The organism is Brevibacterium aurantiacum, assembly GCF_900169065.1.
GTDB lineage: Bacteria > Actinomycetota > Actinomycetes > Actinomycetales > Brevibacteriaceae > Brevibacterium > Brevibacterium aurantiacum.
The window spans coordinates 24,757-48,826 of sequence record NZ_FXZB01000012.1; the positions used below are offsets into that span (position 1 = coordinate 24,757).

Sequence of the window (24,070 nt, forward strand, 5' to 3'; positions counted from 1 at the left end):
AAAGGTGAACAAATGCAGGCTTTGAAAGTTGCCATGCTCGGATGTGGAGTCGTCGGCACCGAAGTCGCCGCTCGCATCCAGAATCGGAGCGAGGCCCTGGCCGAACGAATCGGTGCGCCCCTGGAACTGAGCGCAATCGTCGTCCGCGACACCTCGAAGGAGCGCCCGGGAATCGACCCAGGTCTGCTGACGACCGATGCGGAGACCGCCATCGCCGGCGCCGATATCGTCATCGAGCTGATGGGCGGCATCGAGCCTGCCAAGACTCTCATCCGGTCGGCCCTCGACCACGGATCATCCGTCGTCACGGCCAACAAGGCATTGCTGGCCGCCAACTACGGCGAACTCATGTCCGCAGCCGACACCGCCGGTGTCCGTCTTGAACATGAGGCAGCGGTCGCGGGCGCGATCCCGATCATCCGGCCCGTCGGCGACTCGCTGGCCGGTGACCGAATCGATCGGATCATGGGCATTGTCAACGGCACGACCAACTACATCCTCGACCAGATGGATTCCGAGGGCTGGGGCTTCGATGAAGCGCTCACGGCTGCGCAGGAGCTGGGCTTCGCCGAGGCGGACCCGACCGCCGATGTCGGTGGGCACGATGCTGCGGCCAAGGCCGCAATCCTGTCGTCACTGGCCTTCCACGCTCCCGTCACGATCGACGATGTCCACGTCGAAGGCATTGCCGACATCACTCCGGACATGGTGGCCACGGCCCGCGACCAAGGGTTCGTCATCAAACTCCTCGCCGTCTGCGAACGCGTCAGCGACTCACCGGCAGGATCCGGGCTGTCCGCTCGCGTCTACCCGGCGCTGCTGGGACGCAGCCACCCGCTGGCAACGGTCCGCGGCGCGTTCAACGCTGTCTTCATCGAGGCCGAGGCCGCCGGTTCGCTCATGTTCTACGGGCAGGGCGCCGGCGGCGAACCAACGGCGTCCGCGGTCCTCGGCGATGTGGTCTCTGTGGCCCGTCGCAAGGTCCTCGGCGGCCGAGGCCAGTACGAGCGTCCCTTCCACGAGGACTCCCGGATTCTGCCGATATCGGCGATCACCACCCGCTATCACATCACGCTCGACGTGGTTGATCGTCCAGGTGTCCTCGCCGCAGTCTCCGAGGTCTTCTCCGACGAAGGCGCCTCGATCGAGCTCATGCGCCAGACCGTGGGGGAGGTCGATGATCAGGGCACTCAGCACGCGAAACTGGTTCTCGCCACCCACTCGAACACCGACGCGATCCTGCGGAGAACGGTCGACCGCCTCGGCGGCCTCTCCGTAGTGCGCGCCGTCAAATCCGTGATCCGTGTAGAAGGACAGTGACAATGACTGAATTCCCCAAAAAGCAGTGGCAGGGCGTCGTCGAAGAGTACCGCTCTCTCCTCGACATCTCGGAGACCACACCGGCTGTCACCCTGGGTGAGGGCGGGACGCCGCTCATCAAGGCGGAGAAGCTCAGCGAACTCACCGGCGCAGACGTGTGGGTGAAGTACGAAGGACTCAACCCCACCGCGTCGTTCAAAGATCGCGGTATGACGATGGCCATCACGAAGGCCCTGGCTCAGGGCGCGAAGGCCGTCATCTGTGCTTCGACAGGCAACACCTCGGCCTCGGCGGCGGCCTACGCCACCAAGGCCGGGCTCACCTGTGCCGTGCTCGTGCCCTCCGGCAAGATCGCCCCGGGGAAGATGAGCCAGGCCATCGCCCATGGGGCCACGCTCCTGGAGGTCGACGGTAACTTCGACGACTGCCTGACCCTGTGCAGGAAGCTCTCTGAGTCCTACCCCGTCCACCTCGTCAATTCCGTCAATCCCGATCGCATCGAGGGACAGAAGACTGCATCCTTCGAGGTCGTCGACGTACTGGGCGATGCTCCGGATATCCACGTGATGCCAGTCGGCAACGCCGGTAACATCACCGCCTACTGGAAGGGCTACCGCCAGTATAAGGAGATCGGAGCCTCGACGCGCCTGCCCCAGATGTGGGGCTTCCAAGCCGCCGGCTCTGCCCCGATCGTCCTCGGCCACCCAGTCGACGAACCCGATACGATCGCCACGGCCATTCGGATCGGCAATCCGGCCAGCTGGCAGCAGGCCATCGAAGCCCGAGACTCCTCCGGAGGAGTCATCGATTCGGTGACCGATGATGAGATCCTGCGCGCTCACAAGATCCTGTCCCGGGACGAGGGAATCTTCGTCGAACCCGGTTCTGCCGCCTCGGTGGCCGGGCTGCTGAAGATGTCCGAGGCCGGCAGAGTCCCTGCCGGTGCGAGGATTGCGGTCACCGTGACCGGTCACGGACTCAAAGATCCCACCTGGGCCCTGCACACCGCCGACGGTTCCGACATCGAACCGAAGCGGGTCTCGGTCGACGCAGTCAGCGCTGCACGGGCTCTCGGGCTCGAAGACAGGTGAGTGTGAGAATCCAGATCGAGGTGCCGGCCACCTCGGCGAACCTGGGCCCCGGTTACGATGCCCTGGGCCTTGCGCTGGGGATCTTCGACACGCTGACCCTCACGGTCCACGATGAGCCGGTGGATCCCAGTACCTGTGTGAAGGTGACGGGGGAGAACGCCGAAACACTGCCGACGGATCGGTCCCATCTCATCATGCGCGTGCTGCTCGAGGTGCTCGCGGCTGAGTACCCGGAGGCACCCGTGGGATTGGGTGATCGCCTCAGTCTGGAATGTGTCAACCGGATACCGCATTCGCGTGGCCTCGGTTCCTCCGCCGCCGCGAACGTCGGTGCCATCGCACTGGCCGGTGAGCTCGGTACGTATGTCGGTGGTCAGCAGCTGAGCAGGCAGCGAGTGCTCGAACTCGCCTCCGATCTCGAGGGCCACCCCGACAATGCCGCGCCCGCGGTCTACGGGGGACTGACCATCGCACTGCCCGGCCCTGCACGGTCATGGCAGGTTCCGGCTAACACCGTGAACGAGGTGACTGTGCTGGTGCCGGACGTGCGTTTGGATACGGAGATTGCTCGCAGTGTGATCCCCGTGTCGATCGAGCACGAGGTCGCCGCGGAGAACTCTGCACGGGCTGCGCTGCTCATCCACGGCTTCGTCTCCGATTCATCGGTCCTGCTCGAAGCCACCGACGACCGTCTGCACCAGGAATTCCGACGCGAGGCCTACCCGGAGTCGATGGCACTCGTCGATGCCCTGCGCGCCGATGGTCTGCCCGCAGTGATCTCAGGGGCGGGGCCGACTGTTCTCGTGCTTGCGGGTGCGGTGCCTGAGTCCTTGGTTCCCGACACTGTCACACTCATTCACACCTCCATTGACCTCGGCGGATATCGGGTGGAGCAAAAGAATTAGGCACAGGATTAGCGTGATCGTCGTCGAGCACGTAAACTGGTGGTGTTCCGTCAGTGATCGGGTTTGACGATATGCATCGCGAATCCACTGTCAATGTCACAAATTCTGGAACGTCTCCTGCTCATTCTTAGGCAGGTTATCTTTCACAATGCACCGTCAATGGTGTTTCCGTCGCCGTGAGTAAACGGCTCTTGCCGCACGGCCGAAAGAGGGAGAAGGACCTTCGTGTCTGAAACCACTACTCAAGATTCCGCACCACGCACAGGCAGTCTGACCGCTTTGCGTCTGCCCCAGCTCCAGGAAATGGCAGCGGGACTCGGGATCAAAGGGTACCGTCGACTTCGCAAAGGCGAACTGATCGACGCCATCAACAACCACAACAGCGCTCAGGGCGGTTCGGGACAGGCTCAAGCCGCCCCGAAGACCGCACCTGCCGCTTCTGCAGCCTCCGCCAAAGAAGCTCAGGAAGAGAAGCCCGGCTCCAGCGAAGCAACCGACGAACCCAAGCGTCGTCCGTCCCGTCGCAGCGCTGCTGCCTCGTCTGACAAGGACACCGCCGGCTCTCAGGATGCCGCTGCCTCTGTGACTTCCACGGAATCCTCCGCTGTCGTCGAGACTCCGGCTGCAGATGACAATTCATCTGACTCCACCGCAGACCAGGACAGGCAGCGCTCACGTCGCAGCCGTTCCCGCTCACGTGGAGCCGAAGCTCAGAACGACGACAACGGACACAGCTCCGATGACTCGAACGAGCGTACGGACCGCAATGATCGCGGCAACGGTCGCAATCGTCAGAACGACGACAACAACGACCGCAACGATCGCGGCAATGATCGCAACAACGATCGCAGCAACGGCCGTAACCGTCAGAACGACGACAACAACGATCGCGGCGATGACCGCAGCAATGATCGTGGCAATGGTCGCAATCGTCAGAACGACGACAACAACGACCGCGGTGATCGCAACAACGATCGCGGCAACGGCCGTAACCGTCAGGGCGATGACAACGACCGCGGAAACGACCGCAACAACGACCGTCGGAATCGCAACAACAACGATGACGACGATCGCGGCAACCGCCGCGGACGCGGACGCGACCGTGATCGCAAGCGTCGCGGAGGACGCGGCAACGACGAGCCCGAGATCCGCAACGATGACGTGCTCATCCCAGTCGGCGGCATCCTCGATGTGCACGACAACTACGCATTCCTGCGCACCTCGGGCTACCTGCCCGGCCCCAACGACGTCTACGTCTCGGCCTCGATGGTGCGCAAGAACCAGCTGCGCAAGGGCGACGCCGTCGCCGGCGCCATCCGCCAGCCGCGTGAGAACGATCGCAACAGCAAGCGTGAGAAGTTCGACGCTCTGGTGCGACTGGACTCCGTCAACGGCCTGACCGTCGATGATGCTCGTAGCCGTGTCGAGTTCTCGAAGCTGACACCGCTCTACCCACAGGAGCGGATGCGCCTCGAGACCACCTCGAAGCAGCACTCGACCCGACTCATCGACCTGGTGACACCTATCGGCAAGGGCCAGCGTGGTCTCATCGTGGCGCCCCCGAAGGCGGGCAAGACGATGATCATGCAGCAGGTCGCTAATGCGATCACCGAGAACAACCCGGAAGTCCACCTGATGGTCGTCCTCGTCGACGAACGTCCCGAGGAAGTAACGGACATGCAGCGCGCAGTGAAGGGCGAAGTCATCGCTTCGACCTTCGACCGTCCGGCAGATGATCACACGACGATCGCCGAGTTGGCCATCGAGCGCGCCAAGCGGCTCGTCGAAATGGGTTCGGACGTCGTGGTGCTCCTCGACAACATCACTCGCCTCGGTCGTGCCTACAACATTGCGCAGCCAGCTTCAGGCCGCATCCTCTCCGGTGGTGTCGACGCGAACGCGCTCTACCCGCCGAAGCGATTCTTCGGTGCTGCCCGCAACATCGAGAACGGCGGCTCGCTGACCATCCTGGCCACAGCCCTCGTCGAGACCGGATCCAAGATGGACGAGGTCATCTTCGAAGAGTTCAAGGGCACCGGCAACATGGAGCTGCGCCTGTCGCGCCAGCTCGCCGACAAGCGCATCTTCCCGGCCGTCGACGTCAACGCGTCGAGCACTCGCCGCGAAGAGATGCTGATGACCAACGAAGAGATGAAGGTCATGTGGCAGCTTCGTCGCGTGCTGTCCGGCCTCGAACAGCAGCAGGCTGTTGAGCTGCTGATGTCGAAGCTGAAGGAAACCGGCTCGAACGTCGAGTTCCTCATGCAGGTGCAGAAGACGACTCCTCTGCAAAAGTCGTCCACCGACAACAACTGAGATGGCCGACGATGACACCCTCAAGGCCAGCGTCAGCGCATTGCTCGACGAGCATGCACGACTGCAGTCGGAACTCTCCGATCCTGCAGTCCACGCTGACGCTGGTCGCGCCAAGAAGCTGACAAGGCGCTACGCGGAACTCGACAAGGTTGCCGTCACCGCACGTCACTTCGCCCAGCTCGAAGAGGATGCCGCCGCTGCGGAGGAACTCGCGGACGACGACGCCGAATTCGGCGCTGAGGCAAAACGTCTGCACGCTGAGGCCGCTGATGTGGAGACTGAGCTCAGAGACCTCCTGGTGCCCAGCGACCCCGATGACGCACGCGATGCGATCATCGAGATCAAAGCTGGTGAGGGTGGCGACGAATCGGCGCTGTTCGCGGGAGATCTCCTGCGGATGTATCAGCGCTGGATCGACTCACGCGGCTGGTCCTCACAGATCCTGGATGCCACGCATTCCGACCTCGGAGGCTATAAGGATGTGACCTTGGCTCTCAAGGCCAAGGACGACGGTGCCTACGGGTGGGTGAAGTTCGAAGGTGGAGTCCATCGGGTCCAACGCGTTCCTGTGACCGAATCCCAGGGACGCATCCACACCTCGGCCGCCGGAGTGCTCGTATTTCCCGAAGTGGACGAGCCGGAGGAAGTCGCACTCGATGACAACGATCTGCGCATCGACGTCTACCGGTCCTCGGGCCCGGGCGGTCAGTCAGTGAACACCACAGACTCAGCGGTGCGCATCACGCATGTGCCCACCGGCATCACCGCGAGCTGTCAGAACGAGAAGTCACAGCTGCAGAACAAGGAAGCGGCACTGCGCATGCTCCGTGCACGCATCCTGGCCAAGCAGGCCGAAGAGGCCGCAGCCGAGGCCGCTGACATCAGACGGTCTCAGGTTCGCACCGTTGACCGCTCGGAACGCATCCGCACATACAACTTCCCGGAGAACCGGATCACTGACCATCGGACAGGGTACAAGGCCTATAACCTGGACCAGGTCCTTGCCGGTGAGCTCGACCCTGTGATCGGTTCCTGCCGTGAGGCTGACAAGGCCGCACGACTCGACGCACTGGGGGACTGACCTGGATCCGCGCCCGCCCGCTGCCGAAGGGGACGTGTCGACGGTGCTGCGTGGGGCCGCGCAGCTGCTGGCTCGCGCCGATGTCCCGAACCCCGATACCGACGCCGCGGCACTCCTTGCTCATGCCTGGGGCCTCGACGCCTCCGGAGTTGCGCGCAGACGACTCCTCGGCGACACGGTTCCCGCTGAAGTCACGGCGACATTCGCTCAGCTCATCGACCGACGACGACAGCGCACACCGCTGCAGCACATCATCGGAGTCGCAGCCTTCAGACACCTTGAGCTGCAGGTGGGCCCCGGAGTCTTCGTGCCACGACCGGAGACGGAGCTCCTCGTGACAGAGGTCCTCGAAGAGTTGGAACGGCAGCAGAACACACAAGTGCCCTTCATCATCGACCTGTGCTCGGGATCGGGAGCGATCACACTGTCCCTGGCCACCGAACATCGGCGCCTGCGCGCGATCGGCGTCGAACGCGAGATCCAGGCCCTGAACTGGTCGCTGATGAACTTAGCGGCGGCCGACCTCGGCGAGTCCTCCGTCGATCTCGTCTCCGGTGATGCCACGACCTTCGCCGAGGACAGCCCGCAGCTGTGGGCCAGTGCCGATGTCGTCGTGACCAATCCTCCCTACGTCCCCGATACTGCTGTGCCCCGCGATGCCGAGGTGCGCGAGCATGATCCGGAGGCCGCTCTCTACGGAGGAGCGACGGGGTTGGAGATCCCCGGACTCATCATCATCCAGGCTGAGAAGCTGCTGCGACCCGGTGGGTTCTTCATCATGGAACATTCCGAGGAACAGGGCCCGGCAGCCCGCGAACTCATCATGTCGACGGCCAGTCTGAGGCAGGCTGCCACCTACCCGGACTACACTGGACGCGACCGCTACACGGTGGCTCATCGTGTCACCGGTGTCGACCGGTGACGACGAACCAGCCGGTTCTGCCCACTGACCACCACCATCCGAAACGGAGAATTCGTGTCGAGACGATTCGACGTCACCCAAAGCGACATCCGTGACCTGGTCCTTGACGAATGCGCCAGGGTCAGTGAAACGGGCAACCTGCTCGTCATCCCCACCGACACCGTGTACGGGATCGCCGCCGACGCCTTCAGCGCCTCAGCGGTTTCCGCGCTCCTCGCAGCGAAGGGCCGCGGCCGAGACATGCCGCCGCCCGTCCTCGTGCCGCGGGCCGAGACCGTCTTCGGTCTGGTCGACGGCGTCGATGAAAAACTCCTGGCTCTGACCGCCCGTTTCTGGCCCGGACCTCTCACGATCATCGCCAACGCCCAGCCCTCATTGGATTGGGACCTCGGTGACACCCACGGGACCGTGGCAGTGAGAATGCCCGACGACGAATACGCACTCGCTCTCCTGGGCCGAACCGGTCCACTGGCCGTCTCGAGTGCCAACGTCTCAGGATCGCCCGCGGCCACCTCGGCGGATGAGGCGATGGAGATGCTCGGTGACGACGTCGACATCTACGTCGACGGGGGAGTGCGCGAATCGGGAATCTCCTCCACGATCGTCGACCTCACCGGTGACGTCCCGAAGATCGTGCGCGAGGGTCCTGTCACCAGCGATGAGCTGCGCGAAATCGTCCCCGATCTCCTCGACCTGGACGGCTGAGTGCGCGCCTACCTCTTCATCCTCATCATTTCGGCCCTCGTGGCCTACCTGCTGACCCCGATGGTCAAGCGGGTGGCCGAGCGAGGGCAGATCTTCTCGCCCCTGCGCGAACGCGATGTGCATTCCGTTCCGACGCCGAGGTTGGGCGGAGTCGCGATGTTCGGGGCAGTGATCGTGGGCCTCATCTTCGCCTCCCAGACCCCGTTCCTGCAGAGGATCTTCTCGGACATGGGGCCCATCATCGGCATCGCCGGGGCCGCAACGGTTCTGTGTGTGCTGGGAATCATCGACGACATCTGGGATCTCCACTGGATCACCAAACTCGCCGGGCAGGCTCTGGCCGCCGGGTTCATGGCCATCAATGGCGTGGCCCTGCTGTCGATTCCCTTCGGGGGAGTGATCATCGGCTCGCCGCGGATGTCGATCATCATCACCATCTTGGTGGTGCTGGTGACGATCAATGCAGTGAACTTCGTCGACGGCCTCGACGGACTGGCCGCAGGAGTCGTTGCCATCGGCGGCAGCGCATTCTTCATCTACTCCTATGGTCTGGCCCGGGATGCCTCGCCTGAGTCCTATGCGAACCTGGCCTCGCTGATCACCGCCATACTCGTCGGTGCCTGTGTCGGGTTCCTCCCGCATAACTTCAATCCCGCACGCATCTTCATGGGCGACTCCGGGTCGATGCTCATCGGACTTCTGCTTGCGGCATCCACTATCCGCGTGACGGGGCAGGTCGACCCGGCGCTGCTCGGGGAGGAGAGGGTCTTCGCGACCTTCCTGCCGATCATTCTCCCGGTCGCAGTGATGTTCCTGCCCCTGCTCGACCTCGGCCTGGCCGTCGTTCGTCGCCTTCTGGCCGGCCAATCGCCATTCTCTGCCGATGCGAAGCACCTCCATCACAGAATGCTCAGTCTTGGGCATTCGCACGCTCGGGCCGTGCTGATCCTCTACACCTGGACCGCACTCATCGCATTCGGCTCAGTCATGCTGCTGCTGATGCCGTGGATCTATGTGGTCTGCATCGTCGGCGGCCTGTTCGCCATCACCCTGCTCTTCACCTTCTACCCCTTACGGGTCCGACAGAAAGCCAGAGAGGAAATCTCATGACCGATGAGTCTCCCCGCCAGGAAACTTCCGTGCAGGCCGCATGGACGAGAGTCTGGAGGACCATGCTGGTCCGCGGAATCATCCTCGTCGTTGCCGTCGCCGTGCTCGGCATGGGCATCGGCTATCTGGTCTCCGGCGCCGAAGGACTCAACGGCGGTGCAGTGGGCGGGGGACTGGCGGCAGTCTTCATCATCATCACCCTGATCATCATGTATGCAGGGCGCAATATGGGGCTGACCGCGATTGCCGGATTCTTAGGCATCGGATTCCTCTTCAAAGCCTTCATCTTCATGCTCGTCATCTGGCGGCTCAAAGACGCAGCATGGCTGGATGGAAATGTGGCATTCTTCACAATCGTCGTTGCCGTGATCGGGTCATCACTCGTCGAGGCTCTGACGGTGGCCAAGGCGCGTGTGCCCTATGTGGATCCTGAGGCGAACTAGGCAATCCGGACGCACTTCGCGATTGCGACAGGGACTGCCAGAAGATGTACAGTCAAAGGTGATGAATTTGTCGGCAGCTCTCTACAATTGGTAGAGTAGTCGCGGTGCTGGAGCCATTTGTCGCTCCATGTCGCTCCTGAACCTACTGCCACGCAGGTCCTGCGTGGCTAAGGCCAGGCCATCAAGGCTTTTGACCATGGGAGAGTAAAGGAAACGTGGGAACACTCAACGCTGCGAACACAACGATCCAAGCCGCTGAAAGTGGTTTTCACGCCCCATCCATGGCGGAGTTCTTCCCCGCCGCGTTCCTCTTCGAAGGCACTCCCTTTGAGATGAACCGCGTGATGCTCATCCGCGTCCTCGCCACCGTCGCAGTCGTTGTTCTGCTTGCAGTGTGGGCCAAGCGCATGAAGCTGGTCCCCAGCCGTTTCCAGTCAGCTATGGAGCTGGCCATGGAATTCGTCACGGTCGGCATCGCCGAAGACACCTTGGGCAAGGAAAAAGCCAAGAAATTCATGCCGCTGATCGTTGCCATCTTCTTCGGCATCCTGTTCTGGAACGTCACGAAGCTCATTCCGTTCCTCAACATGCCAGGCACCGGCGTGATCGGTCTGCCGATCGTCCTCACACTGACGGTCTACGTCACGTACCACTGGGCCGGCATCTCCGAGAAGGGCTTCGGTCGCTACATCAAGGATTCTCTGATCCTTCCCGGCGTCCCTTGGCCGATGCACATCCTGCTCATCCCCATCGAGTTCCTGACCAAGTTCGTGACTCAGCCGTTCACCTTGGCGATTCGACTCTTTGCCAACATGATGGTCGGCCACCTTCTCCTGGTGCTGTGCTTCTCTGCAACGAGCTTCTTCCTGTTCGATGCTGCCAACGGCTTCCAGTTCTTCTCGATCATCACCTTCGCCGGCGGATTCTTCGTCTTCATCCTTGAGATGCTGATCGTCGTCCTGCAGGCCTACATCTTCGCTCTTCTGTCCTGCGTGTACATCAACGCCGCCATCTCAGACGACCACTGAGTAGCACCCCACATTCTGTAACCTCAGACGTTACAAGGGCCGGGCCAACCACCCGGCCGACTTATGAAAGGAAAGCATTCAATGGATATGCTCGCTGAAGTCACCGGCAGCCTCAACACCGTCGGTTACGGCCTCGCCGCAATCGGCCCCGGCGTCGGTGTCGGTATTGTCATCGGTAAGACCATCGAGGGAACCGCACGTCAGCCTGAGATGGCCGGTGCACTGCGCGGAAACATGTTCCTCGGCATTGCGCTGATCGAGGCCCTGGCCCTGATCGGCATCGCCACCCCGTTCTTCCTGCCCTGATCACGAAGAGGACTAAACGATGACTCCGGTACACATTCTTGCTGCGTCTGAGAACCCGCTTCTCCCCGCGTGGTACGACATCGTCTGGAGTGCCATCTGTCTGCTGATCGTCTTCCTGGTTGTCTGGAAGTACGTCCTCCCAGCCTTCAATAAGACTCTTGATGAGCGCGCAGAGCGCATTCAGGGTGGAATTGAAAAGGCTGAGAAGGTGCAGGCCGAAGCCGATGAGGCTCTGGCCGAGTATCAGAAGCAGCTCGCCGACGGCCGTGCAGAAGCTGCACGACTGCGCGCCGAGGCTCAAGAAGAAGGCGCCCAGATCATCGCCAATATGAAGACCCAGGCTCATGCAGAGTCCGAGCGCATCGTCGCTCAGGCTCAGACGCAGATCGAAGCCGAGCGTCAGTCCGCCATGGTGCAGCTGCGTTCGGAAGTCGGGACGCTCGCCACTGATCTGGCATCACGCATCGTCGGCGAATCACTCACCGATGATCAGCGCTCTGCCAATGTGGTCGATCGTTTCATCACCGATCTCGAGTCGCAGTCTTCGGCACAGCCGGTCAAGGGGGCGTGATGCTCCAGTCGAGCAGATTGTCCCTGCAGGCCGTACTTGAAGCCGCCAATGCTGAGATCTCCCGCGGCGACGCGCGTGAAATCGGTACGGGCGAGCTGGCCATCGTTGCTGTTCTCGCTGAGAACGTGACGCTGCGCAAGGCCTTGGCAGACTCGTCCGAGTCGGCTGAGAAGAAGCAGCATCTGCTGCGGACTCTGTTCTCGACTCGGACCAGTGAGACTGTCCTGCGTCTGAGTGAACTGGCGGTGAGCCACCGCTGGGCCAGGACTCAGGACCTCGTGACCAGCCTTGAAGTTGCTGGAGTGACAGCTATCGCTGCTGCCTCTCAGGCTTCCGGTCAACTCGGTCAGGTGGAAGAGGAAGTCTTCCGCTTCGCCCGTCTGTGTGAAAGCGAACATGAACTGGCGCGCGCCTTGGAATCTGATGCGTCTGCGTCGGCCAAGCGTGCGCTCATCGCAGATCTGCTGGCAGGTAAGGCACAGGCCGACACCATCACCCTGATCGAGCAGGCCGTTCTGTTCCCGCGCGGACTGCGCGTGGCAACGGCTCTGGACCAGTACAGCGATATTCTCGCGGCACGACAGCAGCGCTCCGTCGCCGATGTCACCGTCGCCAAACCGTTGAGCGAAGCTCAGACCCAGAAGCTGACGGCCGCTCTGTCCGCCAGCTACGGACGAGACCTTGTACTCAACGTTCAGGTCGACCCCGCAGTCGTCGGGGGAGTCCGGGTTCAGGTCGGCGATGAGATGATGAGCTCCACAGTGGCTGATCGTCTGGCCGAAGTTCAGCGCAAACTCGCAAGTTAAATCGAGGTGCCGGCCAGTCCGGCAGCACAGGCGGCCCACCGGTCGTCGGACGCAAGTTTTGAGTAAAGGAAGCAGGGAAACCAGATGGCGGAACTGACAATTCGCCCGGAAGAGATCCGGGACGCTCTCGGGAAGTTCGTTGACTCGTACAACCCCGAAAGCTCGGTAAAGTCCGAGGTCGGCAAGGTTGTCACCGCAGGTGACGGAATTGCCCACGTCTCGGGTCTGCCCGGAACCATGGCCAACGAACTCCTCCGGTTCGAAGACGGCACATTGGGCCTGGCACAGAACCTCGACGAGCGCGAGATCGGCGTCGTCATCCTCGGCGAATTCTCCGGAATCGCTGCGGAGCAGAACGTCTACCGCACCGGTGAGGTCCTCTCCATTCCAGTCGGTGACGGATACCTCGGTCGCGTGGTGGACCCTCTGGGCCACCCAGTCGACGGACTCGGCGAAGTCGAGACCGTTGGTCGTCGCGAACTCGAGCTCCAGGCCGCAGGCGTGATGGATCGCCAGGAGGTCCGCGAGCCTCTGCAGACCGGCTACAAGAGCATCGACGCTATGATCCCCGTCGGTCGTGGCCAGCGTCAGCTCGTCATCGGTGACCGCAAGACGGGTAAGACCGCTCTGGCTATCGACACGATCATCAACCAGAAGGACAACTGGGAGACCGGCGATCCGAAGAAGCAGGTTCGCTGCATCTACGTCGCCATCGGCCAGAAGGGTTCGACCATCGCCGGTGTCCGTCGTTCGCTTGAAGAAGCGGGCGCACTGGAATACACCACGATCGTGTCCTCACCTGCTTCTGACTCCGCAGGCTTCAAGTACCTCGCTCCTTACTCCGGTTCGGCCATCGGCCAGCACTGGATGTACGAGGGCAAGCACGTTCTCATCGTGTTCGACGATCTGTCGAAGCAGGCAGAGGCCTACCGTGCGGTATCTCTGCTGCTGCGTCGTCCGCCGGGCCGCGAGGCTTTCCCCGGTGACGTCTTCTACTTGCACTCGCGTCTGCTCGAGCGTTGTGCGAAGCTCTCCGATGAGTTCGGCGGCGGTTCGATGACCGGTCTGCCGATCATTGAGACCAAGGCCAACGACGTCGGCGCGTTCATTCCGACCAACGTGATTTCGATCACCGACGGGCAGATCTTCCTGCAGTCGGATCTCTTCAACGCCGGTCAGCGTCCAGCTGTCGACGTCGGTGTGTCCGTGTCCCGCGTCGGCGGTGCTGCTCAGACGAAGGCGCTCAAGAGCGTCTCCGGTACCCTCAAGATCTCCTTGGCTCAGTATCGTTCTCTCGAAGCGTTCGCTATGTTCGCCTCGGACCTCGACGAGACGACGAAGCGCGACCTTGCTCGCGGTGCGCGTCTGACCGAGCTGCTCAAGCAGTCGCAGTTCTCGCCGATGTCGTTTGAGAAGCAGACCGTGTCGATCTTCGCTGGTACACACGGCTACCTCGACGAGATCCCCGTCTCCGATGTCCTGAAGTTCGAAACAGAGCTTCACGATCACATCGAGCGCAAGACAGGCATCTTCACGACCATTCGTGAGACGCTGAAGCTCGACGATGATACGTCGGCCGAGCTGGAGAACGTGTTGGGCGAGTTCACCAAGAACTTCGTCACCTCCGATTCCAGCGGATCCCAGGCCGGCAGCGAGGACACCGCCACCGCGTCTTCAGACGAGGTCGAGCAGGAAAAGATCGTTCGGCAGAAGCGTTGAACCTGATCCGTAACAGCGAAAGGAAGAACTGATGGGAGCCCAGCAGAGGGTCTTCAAACAGAAGATCCGCTCTACTTCATCCTTGAGGAAGATCTTCAAGGCCATGGAGCTCATCGCTGCTTCACGGATTCAGAAGGCCATTGCCCGTTCGCAGGCCGCCAGCCCCTACGCCAATGCGTTGACCCGCGCGGTCTCTGCAGTGGCAAGCGAATCCAACGTCGACCACGTGTTGACATCCGAACCCGAGAACGTCAGCCGTGCGGCTGTTCTGGTTGTCGGTCCGGACCGCGGATTCGCGGGAGCCTACTCCGCGAACCTGCTGCGCGAAGCCGAAGAACTCATTCGGCTTCTGCACAGCGAAGGCAAGGACGTGTCGCTCTTCACCGTCGGTGGGAAGGCTGAGAACTACTACACCTTCCGCGACCGAGCGATTGTTCAGGCCTGGACCGGATTCTCCGAGACTCCGACTGCTGAGAAAGCACGGGAGATCGGTGAGGCCCTGTTGCAGAGCTTCAATGCCGAATCCGCTGAGAACGGTGTGGATGAGATCTACATCGTCTTCACGAAGTTCGTCTCCAGCGTCAAGCACGATCCGGAATACCGGCGTCTGCTTCCGCTTGAGGTCGTTGACGCTGACGAGGTCGCCACAGGCGGCACGTCAGCACCCGCGAACGATGCGGCCGCGTTCCCTCTCTATGAGTTCGAACCCAGCGCCGAGGCCGTCTTGGACTCGTTGCTGCCGCGATACATCGACTCTCGAGTCCTGTCTGCGCTGTTGAGCGCGTCAGCATCCGAGCAGGCTTCGCGTCAGGCAGCGATGAAGACGGCGACCGACAACGCGGACGATCTCATCAAGACCTACACCCGGTTGGCCAATACGGCTCGCCAGGCGGAAATCACCCAGGAACTCACCGAGATCGTCGGTGGGGCCGATGCCCTCGCGGCATCATCAGCCGGCGACTGACCGGCGAGAGCAGAGAAGAAAGAGACCATGACTGCCACAGCTACGGATACCTCCCCGGCGCAGGGCACAGCCCTCGGCCGGATTTCCCGAGTCATTGGCCCGGTTGTCGACATCGAGTTTCCGCTCGACTCCGTGCCAGCGATCTACAACTCACTGTCCACCTCGGTGGAACTCTCCGAAGGCACGCGCAAGCTGACCTTCGAGACTGCACTGCACCTGGGCAACGGCATCGTCCGTGCCGTGTCGCTGCAGCCCACCGACGGTCTTGTCCGCGGACAGGAAGTCACCGACTCCGGTGCGCCCATCACGGTGCCCGTCGGCGACATCACCAAGAACCACGTGTGGAACACCACCGGTGACTGCCTCAACCTCGAAGACGGTGAGCAGCTCGAGATCAGCGAACGCTGGCCGATCCACCGTACCGCTCCAGCCTTCGACGAACTCGAGTCGAAGACCGAGATGCTCGAAGTCGGCATCAAGAGCATCGACCTTCTCACCCCGTACGTGCAGGGTGGAAAGATCGGCCTCTTCGGTGGTGCTGGTGTCGGTAAGACAGTCCTGATTCAGGAAATGATCTACCGCATCGCGCACAACCACAGCGGCACATCCGTGTTCGCCGGTGTGGGAGAGCGCACCCGTGAGGGCAACGACCTCATCATGGAGATGGACGAGGCAGGAGTGTTCAAGGACACCGCCCTCGTCTTCGGCCAGATGGATGAGCCACCAGGCACCCGTCTGCGCGTTGCACTGTCGGCACTGACCATGGCGGAATACTTCCGCGATGTGCAGAACCAGGACGTGCTGCTGTTCATCGACAACATCTTCCGTTTCACCCAGGCCGGTTCCGAGGTGTCGACCCTGCTGGGCCGCATGCCTTCGGCCGTGGGCTACCAGCCCAACCTGGCTGACGAGATGGGACTCCTGCAGGAACGAATCACTTCGACGCGTGGTCACTCGATCACCTCGATGCAGGCGATCTACGTTCCTGCCGATGACTACACCGACCCGGCTCCTGCAACGACGTTCGCCCACTTGGACGCAACGACAGAGCTCAGCCGTGACATCGCCTCACGTGGTCTGTACCCGGCTATTGATCCTCTGACCTCGACATCGCGCATCCTCGATCCGCTGATCGTCGGCGAAGAGCACTACCGGGTCGCCAACGAGGTCAAGGCCATTCTGCAGAAGAACAAGGAACTGCAGGACATCATCGCCATCCTCGGCGTCGATGAACTCGGCGAAGAGGACAAGCTCGTCGTCCACCGTGCTCGTCGCATCGAGCAGTTCCTGTCACAGAACACGTACACCGCTGAGAAGTTCACCCAGGTGCCCGGTTCGACCGTTCCTCTGGCCGACACGATCGAAGGGTTCTCGAAACTCTGCTCGGGCGAGGTCGACCACATTCCGGAACAGGCATTCTTCAACGTGGGTGGGCTTGACGACGTCATGCGCAACTACGAAGAGATGCAGAAGTAAGCCATGGCTGTCCTCGATGTGAACGTCGTAGCAGCCGACCAAGAGGTATGGGTGGGTGAGGCCAAGCGCGTCATCGCCCGTACCTCGGACGGCGATATCGGCATCCTTCCTGGCCACGAGCCAGTGCTGGGTGTCGTAGCCGATGGTGAAGCGCGTATTCTCACGACCTCTGAGGAGACCATTCGGGTTAAGGCCGATGGTGGTTTCCTCTCTGTCGAGAATAATCGCGTCATCATTGCCGCTGATCAGGCCGAACTTCTCTGATCTGTCAATTAAACTGGCAACCGTGAACCCTTCTGTCCTTCTGATCGTTCTGCTCTCGTTAGTAGGACTCGCCCTCGCGCTGATCGTCGTCGTGACGATTCGCCGCAGGTCGATCTCGAAGCTCTCCGGTGCTTTTGACTGTTCCATCAACGTGGGCGAGGAATCTTCTTCTCGCCCACGTTGGCGTTTGGGCGTGGCTGTGTTCTCAGTGGCCTCACTGGACTGGTACCCCGTCTTCGCGCTGACTCGCCGCGCCGCAGTCCGGCTGCCGCGCGCCGACCTCGATATTCTCGTCCGCCGCAAACCCACCTCCGGCGAGCAGTACTCGGTACTGCCCGACGCAGTTGTGGTGGACTGTTCCTATGGGAAGGCCGATGGCCGTCCCCGTTCCGTTTCCTTGGCCATGGACACCGAATCGCTGTCGACGATGGCGTCATGGCTGGAATCATCGCCACCTGGCTTCAACCCCACGATGGGAAGGTTCACCTGATGGATGTCTTTCGCTTGACCGGTCCGAGTCGACTGTTCGGCGAAGTCGACATCAGGGGAGCGAAGAACAGCGTTCTCAAACTGATGGCCGCGAGCCTGCTCGCCGTCGGACGTACGACGATCTCCAACGTGCCAGCCATCCTCGACGTGCGCATCATGGTCCAGCTCCTCATCCGGCTCGGCTGCACGGTCGACTACGATGCCGATCGCGGCATCGTGAGCATCGACGTTCCCGCCGAGGTGGGTATCCAGGCTGACTATGAGCTCGTGCGTGCAATGCGAGCTTCCATCTCTGTGCTCGGACCCCTGACCGCTCGGATGCGTTCCGCGCACGTGGCACTGCCCGGCGGAGACGCGATCGGCTCACGAGGTCTCGACATGCATCAGGCCGGCCTCGAAGCCCTCGGTGCGACGGTGCACCTGGACCACGGCTATTTCGTCGCGGAGGCCCCAGAAGGACTTCGCGGAACTGACATCGTCCTCGAATTCCCCTCCGTCGGCGCCACAGAGAACCTCGTGATGGCGGCGACCCTGGCCCACGGTGTGACAACGATTTCCAACGCGGCCAAGGAGCCGGAGATCGTCGATATCTGCACGATGCTCGTCGACATGGGAGCTCAGATCAAAGGTATCGGCACGGCCGACATCACGATCACCGGCGTCGACGAACTTCGCCCCGTCGACCATCGCACGGTCGGAGACCGGATCGTGGCCGGGACCTATGCCTTCGGGGCTGCTCTGTCCGGTGGTGACGTGACAATCAAGGGCGTCGGACTCGAGCTCATGCCCAACATCGCTATCAAGCTTCGCGACTCCGGTGCCACTGTCGACGACCTCGGCGAGATCGATCTTCGCGACGGCACGCGCGGAGGAGGCTTCCGAGTCCGCGGCGCAGAACGGCCCCACGCCATTCGGGTCGCAACGATGCCGTTTCCCGGGTTCCCCACAGACCTGCAGCCATTCGTCATCGCCTTGAACTCCGTCTCTGACGGAGTCGGGCTGCTGTCGGAGAACCTGTTCGAGGCACGCTGGAGGTTCGTTCAGGAGATTGCCCGACTCGGTGCGAAAGTCCGCATCGACGGCAACCATGCACTGATCTCCGGGATTGAGAGTCTCTCCGGCGCCGAGGTGGAAGCCTCAGACATCCGCGCCGGTGCCGGCCTGGTGATGGCGGGGCTGCGTGCCGCCGGCATCACAGAGGTCTCCGGCATCGACCATATCGAACGCGGCTACGAGAATTTCGTGAGCAATCTGCGCAGCCTCGGCGCCAACATCGAACGCGTCGAGAAAGCCGACATACTCAGTTTCGAGTAGGTCTCAGACCAACTTTCGAAAAGGGTTCAGAACAGGCGTGAGTCGGGATCGTCCATGCCCCGCAGCGCGTCATAGTCCAGAACGACACAGCGGATACCGCGATCCTCGGCCAGCGTACGCGCCTGCGGCTTGATCTCCTGAGCTGCGAAGACGCCCTGTACCGGTGTCAGCAGCGGGTCACGGTTCATCAGTTCGAGATACCTGGTCAGCTGCTCAACACCATCGATGTCGCCACGACGCTTGATCTCCACGGCGACAGATTTGTGTCCTTGGTCGCGAGCGAGGATGTCGACAGGTCCGATGGCCGTCATGTATTCGCGCCTGACCAGGCTGTAGCCGTCACCGAGAGTCTCGATGTGCTCGGCGAGCAGTTCCTGGAGATGGGCTTCGACGCCGTCTTTGACCAAGCCGGGATCGATACCGAACTCATGCTGGTCATCGGAGATCACCTCGGCGATGGAGATGACGAGCTTGTCACCGGTCTTGGCCTGTGACACCGTCCATATCTCTGTCAGGCCGGCGTCCGTCTGCTCCTGGCTCGGATCAGCGACTGTGATCGAACACGGGGGAGTCATCCAGTTCAGGGGCTTGTACGATCCGCCATCCGAATGGATGAGGATCGAACCGTCGGCCTTGAGCATGATGAGACGGGTGGCCATGGGCAGGTGGGCGGTCAGACGACCAGCATAATCAACGGAGCACTTAGCAATGACGAGACGCACGCGCTTCACCCTACGTGAGAGAATGGCCAGATGCCACGATCTACCTCCTCGCGTCGCAAAAACAAATGGCAGCAGGCCCCACGTGAGCTCTCCGACTCCGTCAGCGGGCTGCGCACGAGCCGAGACCTGCCCGACGGAACCTGGTCCGTGCAGAACGTTGCCGGGAATTCTCAGGGCAAGATCTATATCTGTCCCGGCTGTGGGCAGGACTTGGCTTCATCGACGCCCCATATCGTTGCCTGGAGGCAATCGGCTCGGTACGGTACCGAGGTGGGTGTGGAATCCCGTCGGCACTGGCATTCGAGGTGCTTTCAGAAGTTCCGTTGACCAGCGCCTCGTATCGACTGAGGCGACATCGAGACATGGAAAAGGGCCAGTTCATCATGAACTGGCCCTTCTCATCAGTGCGGGCTAAGGACGAGGCCGAACCTCAGCGCAAGGAGTTCCGCGACCGCGAGGCCTTGCTGTTACGGTTCTTTCCGCCTGACACCTGAGCATCGATGGCGATCGTGTCGGCGTCCGTGGCTCCGTTCGGCAAGTCGGAGTCCTCTGCTTCCTCGGCTTTGTCCGCTGCGGTTGTGTCTGCCGGGGTCGCCTTGTCGGACTCGGCGCCGGTGGACTTCGATTCGGCTGCTTTGGATTCGGTGCCCTCGACAGAAGCGTCCTTACCGGATGCCTGTGGTGCTGTGGTCGCAGCCGACGGCCCACCGGTGCCTTGTCCGCCCTTGGCGTCGGACTTCGCATCCTTGGACGCGTCTCCATCTGCCTCGGCGTCGGAATCCTCTGCGAGGAGGTCAGCGAGTTCCTGCTCATCGGCGATCTGTTCGGTGGCGTGGGATGCGGACTCGGCCTTGGCCGGATCGACCGAATCGCCTCCCATCACACCTGGCATGGCGAACAGCGAACGGAGCTGATCGAGCTGAGCGGTGATCGTCTTGCGCTGCTTGGTCAGCAGGTCGACCTGAGACTGAGCCGATGCGACGTTGCGCTTGGCTTCGGCTGCGGACTCTTCGATCGTCGCCTCGGCAGTCGCGCGGGCTTCGCCGATGAGGGTCTGCGCGCGGGTCTTGCCGTCGGCGATGATGTCATCGGCCTTCTTCACAGCATCCGCACGTGTCGTCTCAGCTCGTTCCGCGGCTTCCTTGGCCTCAGCATCGGCCTTGGCAGCACGTGCCTGTGCCTCATCGATGAGCTTCTTGTTCTCAACCTGAGCGGCGTCGTAACGCTTCTTGCGTTCGGACTCGGCCTCCTGGCGCTTACCAGCTAGCTCGACATCGAGTTCGTCAGCAGCCTTGGTTGACGCCTCATCACGAGCCTTGGCTGCGGCGAGCAGCTCATCGGCCTGCGCCCGAGCGGTGCTGAGCGACTCATCCGACTGAGTCTTGGCCGCAGCGCGGAGATCCGCAGCCTCCTTCTCCGCGGTGGCCTTGAGCTCGGCGAGTTCGTGTTCGAGGCTCTCGCGTGCTTCCTTCGTGGCTGCCTCGTTGGCTTCCTTGGCCTGGTTGTACTCACGCTCGGCAGTCGCCTTGAGCTCAGAGGCTCGCTTCTCGGCGGCCTTCACGGTCTCATCGGCGCGCATTTCGGCGGAACTGATGATCGCATCGGCCTCAGAGCGAGCATTCGACAGAGTGTCGTTGCTCTCTGTGTGCATGCGCGCACGTGCAGACGCAGCTTCGGCGCGTGCCTTATTGCGGATGGTCTCGGCATCGGAGTTCGCCTGGGAGAGCGTCTCACGAGCCTGGGACTCAGCGATTTTGAGCAGGTGGTCGATGCGGCTTCCGGGAGGGCCTGCAGCCTCGGCGCTGTCATTGGCCGCCTTCTTCAGCTGAGCCTTGGCCTCGGAGAGCTCGCCAGCGATCTGCAGCTTCGCCCGATCAGCGTTGATGACCTGACTACGTGCATCTGAGAGGGCTTTACGAACGGACTCGACCTCGGTCCGCAGCTGCTGCAGGCGAGAATCAACTTCACTTTTTTCGTAGCCGCGCATCGCTGTGCGGAATTCTTCGGTGGGCGTCACTGAAGTGGACTCCTGTCGTGTCAAGGGATGTGGTCAAATCGTCCACCCCCTACTCTAACGGACGCACCATGAGTGTTGGGTGCGAATACTCAAGTGCGGACGGGACTTGTCACTATGTGACACAGCCCCCGTGACCGAGGCCACAGACAGCTGGACTACCCTTGGATCAGAAAGAAACTTCATCGATTTCCCTGCGCTTGAGTGGGGTTCGGAAACCTGAGGAGGAAATATGGCTGAAGCAGTGATCGTCGCGGGTGCGCGCACGCCGTTCGGACGTCTGCAGGGAGGGCTGTCATCGCTGACAGCCGTGCAGCTTGGAGGTAAGGCCATCGCCGGCGCGCTCGGTCGTGCCGGCATCACCGGCGACGACGTTGAGTACGTCATCATGGGCCAGGTTCTGCAGGCCGGTCTCGGCCAAGGGCCAGCAAGGCAGGCCGCGGTCGAAGCGGGCATCCCGATGAACGTGCCCGGCGTGACCGTGAACAAGCTGTGCCTCTCAGGCATCAACGCGATCACTCAGGCCGCCCAGCTGGTGCGGGCAGGAGAGTACGACGTCGTCGTCGCCGGCGGCCAGGAGTCGATGAGTCTGGCGCCTCACCTGCTGGAGAAGTCACGTTCGGGCTACAAATACGGTGACGTGGTCGTCAAGGATCACATGGACTACGACGGCCTGTGGGACGCCTTCACCGACCAGGCCATGGGCGGACTGACCGAAGACGCCAACGCCGGAGACTTCGAGTTCTCCCGCGAGGACCAGGACGCCTTCGCAGCTCGTTCGCATCAGCGCGCGGCAACCGCCTGGGAGTCGGGCCTCTTCGGCGATGAGGTCGAACCCATCACCATTCCCGGCCGCAAGGGCGATGTGACCGTGTCCAACGACGAAGGTGTGCGCGCCGAGACCACACCGGAGTCGATGGCCAAGCTGCGGCCAGCCTTCCGCAAGGATGGAACCATCACCGCCGGAAACGCGTCACAGATCTCCGATGGAGCATGCGCCGTCGTCGTCATGTCCCGGGAGAAGGCCGAGGAGCTCGGTGCCCCGATCCTCGCTGAGATCCGCTCCCATGGATGGACTGCCGGTCCCGACTCCTCTCTGCAGCATCAGCCCTCGCAGGCGATCCAGGCAGCTGCAGAGAAGGAAGGCGTTGCCGCCGATTCCTTCGACCTCTACGAGATCAACGAGGCCTTCGCCGCGGTGGGCCTGGCCAGTTCGAAGGACCTGGGCGTTGACCCGGACAAGGTCAACGTCAATGGTGGCGCAGTGGCACTCGGCCACCCGATCGGAGCGTCCGGGGCACGCATCGTGCTGACCCTGGCCCTTGAACTCCAGCGCCGAGGTGGCGGAACCGGTGTCGCCGCGCTGTGCGGTGGCGGAGGACAGGGAGACTCGCTGATCATCACTGTGCCCGCCCAGAACTGATCCCAACCGCATTTGACCCTGAGTACAACGGGTCACGATCCAAGAGGAGAGCATGATGCTCGTCGCATTCTCCGTCGCTCCCAGCGGCGGTGACAACACAGACGCGTCGGTCCATGACGCGGTAGCCGCTGCTGTGGAGGTGGTCCGACGTTCCGGGCTGCCGCACCGAACCGATTCGATGTTCACCACGATCGAAGGCGACTGGGACGAGGTGTTCGCTGTGGTCAAGGAGGCCACCGACGTCGTCGGCGAATTCGGTCCACGCGTGGCGTTGGTGTTGAAGGCCGATATTCGTCCGGGATACACGGGGGAGATCGATGGCAAGCTCGAACGTCTGGAAAAGGCCCTCGACGCCCGCGGCGGCGACTGATCGACCCTCGGCGTCACCGTCGAGGCTCGCCGGTCGCAGCACATGGATCGCCGCACCGGAGCCAGGAGGTGTGGGGCGGGAAGTACCCAGCGGTAAGTTGGGCGCAGCGGAAATTTTCGGGGAATTCATAGTGACGTAGGTCTCATTCAGGTCTACTCTTTTCTTAAGAAAGAAGGAGATGAACAATGAACGGGTCCACCTATTTCACTACAGCCACCGCACTGACGATGGTTGCCCTGCTCGGTTTCATGGCCGCCGGCTTCTTTCCGGTCATCGTTGACTTTGCCTTCGCCATCGAAGCCGTGGCCGTCATCCTGGCTCTGACCGGGCTTGTGATGGTTGCGTTCGTGACCGTGCGAAAGTCACTGGAGCGTGCCGCTCGACTGTACTGATGCAATGCCCGATCGTCGCGTGATTCACAGTGGCGACGCAGCTTGCTGACAACGGCCCTTGTCGAAGTTTCGGAGTTCGTCTCCGAGGCTTTGACGAGGGCCGCTTTCTGTTCTGGATCACGAATCGGTTAGGATATTTGAGCCTCCGTAGCTCAGTTGGATAGAGCAACCGCCTTCTAAGCGGTAGGCCGCGGGTTCGAGCCCCGCCGGGGGTACTTTTTGTGCTCTGACGGCCCTTTCGCCCTTCCGGCGTTTCCCTGCAATGACCAATTACCGCGCGCTACGGCGTGGCAATTGGTGCACGGCTGGGAAAACGTAG

The 24,070-nt window shown here is 62.0% G+C and carries 25 protein-coding genes and 1 tRNA gene; 24 read left to right on the plus strand and 2 right to left on the minus strand.

Annotated elements, in window-relative coordinates:
• Positions 1-12: 12 nt before the first annotated feature.
• The 19 genes from BAUR9175_RS09615 to murA all read left to right on the plus strand — a co-directional run bounded on the left by BAUR9175_RS09615 (position 13) and on the right by murA (position 18,830).
• Positions 13-1,320: a homoserine dehydrogenase gene (locus BAUR9175_RS09615; RefSeq protein WP_009884039.1), complete on the plus strand. Its 1,308-nt coding sequence runs from the start codon at positions 13-15 to the stop codon at positions 1,318-1,320.
• Positions 1,321-1,322: 2 nt separating this feature from the next.
• Positions 1,323-2,411: a threonine synthase gene (gene thrC, locus BAUR9175_RS09620; RefSeq protein WP_009884040.1), complete on the plus strand. Its 1,089-nt coding sequence runs from the start codon at positions 1,323-1,325 to the stop codon at positions 2,409-2,411.
• 2 nt (positions 2,412-2,413) lie between these two features.
• Positions 2,414-3,316, plus strand: a complete 903-nt coding sequence (thrB, locus tag BAUR9175_RS09625) for a homoserine kinase (RefSeq protein WP_096162097.1) — start codon at positions 2,414-2,416, stop codon at positions 3,314-3,316.
• A 225-nt stretch (positions 3,317-3,541) separates the two neighbouring features.
• On the plus strand, positions 3,542-5,632 hold the full coding sequence (gene rho, locus BAUR9175_RS09630) for a transcription termination factor Rho (RefSeq protein WP_101583639.1): 2,091 nt from the start codon (positions 3,542-3,544) through the stop codon (positions 5,630-5,632).
• Position 5,633: 1 nt separating this feature from the next.
• On the plus strand, positions 5,634-6,713 hold the full coding sequence (gene prfA / locus BAUR9175_RS09635; protein WP_009884043.1) for a peptide chain release factor 1: 1,080 nt from the start codon (positions 5,634-5,636) through the stop codon (positions 6,711-6,713).
• 34 nt (positions 6,714-6,747) lie between these two features.
• On the plus strand, positions 6,748-7,635 hold the full coding sequence (gene prmC / locus BAUR9175_RS09640; RefSeq protein ID WP_096177320.1) for a peptide chain release factor N(5)-glutamine methyltransferase: 888 nt from the start codon (positions 6,748-6,750) through the stop codon (positions 7,633-7,635).
• A 54-nt stretch (positions 7,636-7,689) separates the two neighbouring features.
• A complete protein-coding gene (locus BAUR9175_RS09645) occupies positions 7,690-8,340 on the plus strand; it encodes an L-threonylcarbamoyladenylate synthase (RefSeq protein ID WP_009884045.1) in 651 nt (216 codons plus the stop codon).
• On the plus strand, positions 8,341-9,450 hold the full coding sequence (locus tag BAUR9175_RS09650) for an MraY family glycosyltransferase (RefSeq protein ID WP_009884046.1): 1,110 nt from the start codon (positions 8,341-8,343) through the stop codon (positions 9,448-9,450). It abuts the gene before it with no gap.
• Complete coding sequence (locus BAUR9175_RS09655; RefSeq protein WP_096162099.1) at positions 9,447-9,893, plus strand: Cg1360 family ATP-synthase-associated protein; 447 nt, start codon at positions 9,447-9,449, stop codon at positions 9,891-9,893. Before BAUR9175_RS09650 ends, BAUR9175_RS09655 begins: the two co-directional genes overlap by 4 nt.
• A 215-nt stretch (positions 9,894-10,108) precedes the next feature.
• On the plus strand, positions 10,109-10,921 hold the full coding sequence (gene atpB / locus BAUR9175_RS09660) for a F0F1 ATP synthase subunit A (protein ID WP_236850701.1): 813 nt from the start codon (positions 10,109-10,111) through the stop codon (positions 10,919-10,921).
• An 81-nt stretch (positions 10,922-11,002) separates the two neighbouring features.
• Positions 11,003-11,227 carry a F0F1 ATP synthase subunit C gene (atpE, locus tag BAUR9175_RS09665; RefSeq protein WP_009884049.1) on the plus strand — a complete coding sequence of 75 codons (225 nt, stop codon included), beginning with the start codon at positions 11,003-11,005 and terminating at the stop codon, positions 11,225-11,227.
• A 19-nt stretch (positions 11,228-11,246) separates the two neighbouring features.
• Positions 11,247-11,798, plus strand: a complete 552-nt coding sequence (locus BAUR9175_RS09670) for a F0F1 ATP synthase subunit B (protein WP_009884050.1) — start codon at positions 11,247-11,249, stop codon at positions 11,796-11,798.
• Complete coding sequence (locus BAUR9175_RS09675; RefSeq protein WP_009884051.1) at positions 11,798-12,604, plus strand: F0F1 ATP synthase subunit delta; 807 nt, start codon at positions 11,798-11,800, stop codon at positions 12,602-12,604. Before BAUR9175_RS09670 ends, BAUR9175_RS09675 begins: the two co-directional genes overlap by 1 nt.
• An 84-nt stretch (positions 12,605-12,688) precedes the next feature.
• Positions 12,689-14,323 (plus strand): F0F1 ATP synthase subunit alpha, encoded by a 1,635-nt coding sequence (gene atpA, locus BAUR9175_RS09680; protein ID WP_069600049.1) that lies wholly within the window; start codon positions 12,689-12,691, stop codon positions 14,321-14,323.
• 31 nt (positions 14,324-14,354) lie between these two features.
• A complete protein-coding gene (locus BAUR9175_RS09685; protein WP_009884053.1) occupies positions 14,355-15,287 on the plus strand; it encodes a F0F1 ATP synthase subunit gamma in 933 nt (310 codons plus the stop codon).
• 27 nt (positions 15,288-15,314) lie between these two features.
• Complete coding sequence (atpD, locus tag BAUR9175_RS09690) at positions 15,315-16,763, plus strand: F0F1 ATP synthase subunit beta (protein ID WP_009884054.1); 1,449 nt, start codon at positions 15,315-15,317, stop codon at positions 16,761-16,763.
• Between the two features lie 3 nt (positions 16,764-16,766).
• Complete coding sequence (locus BAUR9175_RS09695) at positions 16,767-17,027, plus strand: F0F1 ATP synthase subunit epsilon (RefSeq protein ID WP_009884055.1); 261 nt, start codon at positions 16,767-16,769, stop codon at positions 17,025-17,027.
• A 22-nt stretch (positions 17,028-17,049) separates the two neighbouring features.
• Positions 17,050-17,517, plus strand: a complete 468-nt coding sequence (locus BAUR9175_RS09700) for a DUF2550 domain-containing protein (RefSeq protein ID WP_009884056.1) — start codon at positions 17,050-17,052, stop codon at positions 17,515-17,517.
• Positions 17,517-18,830 (plus strand): UDP-N-acetylglucosamine 1-carboxyvinyltransferase, encoded by a 1,314-nt coding sequence (gene murA, locus BAUR9175_RS09705; RefSeq protein WP_101583641.1) that lies wholly within the window; start codon positions 17,517-17,519, stop codon positions 18,828-18,830. The genes BAUR9175_RS09700 and murA overlap by 1 nt, the downstream gene beginning before the upstream one ends.
• 26 nt (positions 18,831-18,856) lie before the next feature.
• Here murA and nucS read toward each other — a convergent pair whose 3' ends face one another.
• Entirely contained in the window at positions 18,857-19,552 is a 696-nt protein-coding gene (gene nucS, locus BAUR9175_RS09710) for an endonuclease NucS (RefSeq protein WP_101583662.1), read from the minus strand.
• Between the two features lie 30 nt (positions 19,553-19,582).
• Here nucS and BAUR9175_RS20050 point away from each other — a divergent pair, with 30 nt between their 5' ends.
• Complete coding sequence (locus BAUR9175_RS20050; protein WP_226823790.1) at positions 19,583-19,879, plus strand: Rv1322 family protein; 297 nt, start codon at positions 19,583-19,585, stop codon at positions 19,877-19,879.
• 103 nt (positions 19,880-19,982) lie between these two features.
• Here BAUR9175_RS20050 and BAUR9175_RS09720 read toward each other — a convergent pair whose 3' ends face one another.
• On the minus strand, positions 19,983-21,569 hold the full coding sequence (locus BAUR9175_RS09720; protein WP_069600052.1) for a coiled-coil domain-containing protein: 1,587 nt from the start codon (positions 21,567-21,569) through the stop codon (positions 19,983-19,985).
• Between the two features lie 229 nt (positions 21,570-21,798).
• Here BAUR9175_RS09720 and BAUR9175_RS09725 point away from each other — a divergent pair, with 229 nt between their 5' ends.
• The 4 genes from BAUR9175_RS09725 (at position 21,799) to BAUR9175_RS09740 (ending at position 23,966) form a co-directional block, all read left to right on the plus strand.
• Complete coding sequence (locus tag BAUR9175_RS09725) at positions 21,799-22,989, plus strand: acetyl-CoA C-acetyltransferase (protein ID WP_096146449.1); 1,191 nt, start codon at positions 21,799-21,801, stop codon at positions 22,987-22,989.
• A 55-nt stretch (positions 22,990-23,044) separates the two neighbouring features.
• Entirely contained in the window at positions 23,045-23,359 is a 315-nt protein-coding gene (locus BAUR9175_RS09730) for a thiamine-binding protein (protein WP_009884061.1), read from the plus strand.
• 185 nt (positions 23,360-23,544) lie between these two features.
• Entirely contained in the window at positions 23,545-23,751 is a 207-nt protein-coding gene (locus tag BAUR9175_RS09735) for a hypothetical protein (RefSeq protein WP_009884062.1), read from the plus strand.
• A 141-nt stretch (positions 23,752-23,892) separates the two neighbouring features.
• Positions 23,893-23,966: transfer RNA gene (locus BAUR9175_RS09740), tRNA-Arg, on the plus strand.
• The last annotated feature ends 104 nt before the right edge of the window (positions 23,967-24,070 follow it).

Coding starts and splice junctions, on each gene's coding strand:
- BAUR9175_RS09655 (WP_096162099.1), top strand. CDS start 9,447: ATGACCGATGAGTCTCCCCGCCAGGAAACTTCCGTGCAGGCCGCATGG.
- BAUR9175_RS09670 (WP_009884050.1), top strand. CDS start 11,247: ATGACTCCGGTACACATTCTTGCTGCGTCTGAGAACCCGCTTCTCCCC.
- atpA (WP_069600049.1), top strand. CDS start 12,689: ATGGCGGAACTGACAATTCGCCCGGAAGAGATCCGGGACGCTCTCGGG.
- thrC (WP_009884040.1), top strand. CDS start 1,323: ATGACTGAATTCCCCAAAAAGCAGTGGCAGGGCGTCGTCGAAGAGTAC.
- BAUR9175_RS09735 (WP_009884062.1), top strand. CDS start 23,545: ATGAACGGGTCCACCTATTTCACTACAGCCACCGCACTGACGATGGTT.
- BAUR9175_RS09725 (WP_096146449.1), top strand. CDS start 21,799: ATGGCTGAAGCAGTGATCGTCGCGGGTGCGCGCACGCCGTTCGGACGT.
- atpE (WP_009884049.1), top strand. CDS start 11,003: ATGGATATGCTCGCTGAAGTCACCGGCAGCCTCAACACCGTCGGTTAC.
- BAUR9175_RS09615 (WP_009884039.1), top strand. CDS start 13: ATGCAGGCTTTGAAAGTTGCCATGCTCGGATGTGGAGTCGTCGGCACC.
- BAUR9175_RS09685 (WP_009884053.1), top strand. CDS start 14,355: ATGGGAGCCCAGCAGAGGGTCTTCAAACAGAAGATCCGCTCTACTTCA.
- prfA (WP_009884043.1), top strand. CDS start 5,634: ATGGCCGACGATGACACCCTCAAGGCCAGCGTCAGCGCATTGCTCGAC.
- BAUR9175_RS09730 (WP_009884061.1), top strand. CDS start 23,045: ATGCTCGTCGCATTCTCCGTCGCTCCCAGCGGCGGTGACAACACAGAC.
- BAUR9175_RS09695 (WP_009884055.1), top strand. CDS start 16,767: ATGGCTGTCCTCGATGTGAACGTCGTAGCAGCCGACCAAGAGGTATGG.
- murA (WP_101583641.1), top strand. CDS start 17,517: ATGGATGTCTTTCGCTTGACCGGTCCGAGTCGACTGTTCGGCGAAGTC.
- atpD (WP_009884054.1), top strand. CDS start 15,315: ATGACTGCCACAGCTACGGATACCTCCCCGGCGCAGGGCACAGCCCTC.
- BAUR9175_RS20050 (WP_226823790.1), top strand. CDS start 19,583: ATGCCACGATCTACCTCCTCGCGTCGCAAAAACAAATGGCAGCAGGCC.
- BAUR9175_RS09675 (WP_009884051.1), top strand. CDS start 11,798: ATGCTCCAGTCGAGCAGATTGTCCCTGCAGGCCGTACTTGAAGCCGCC.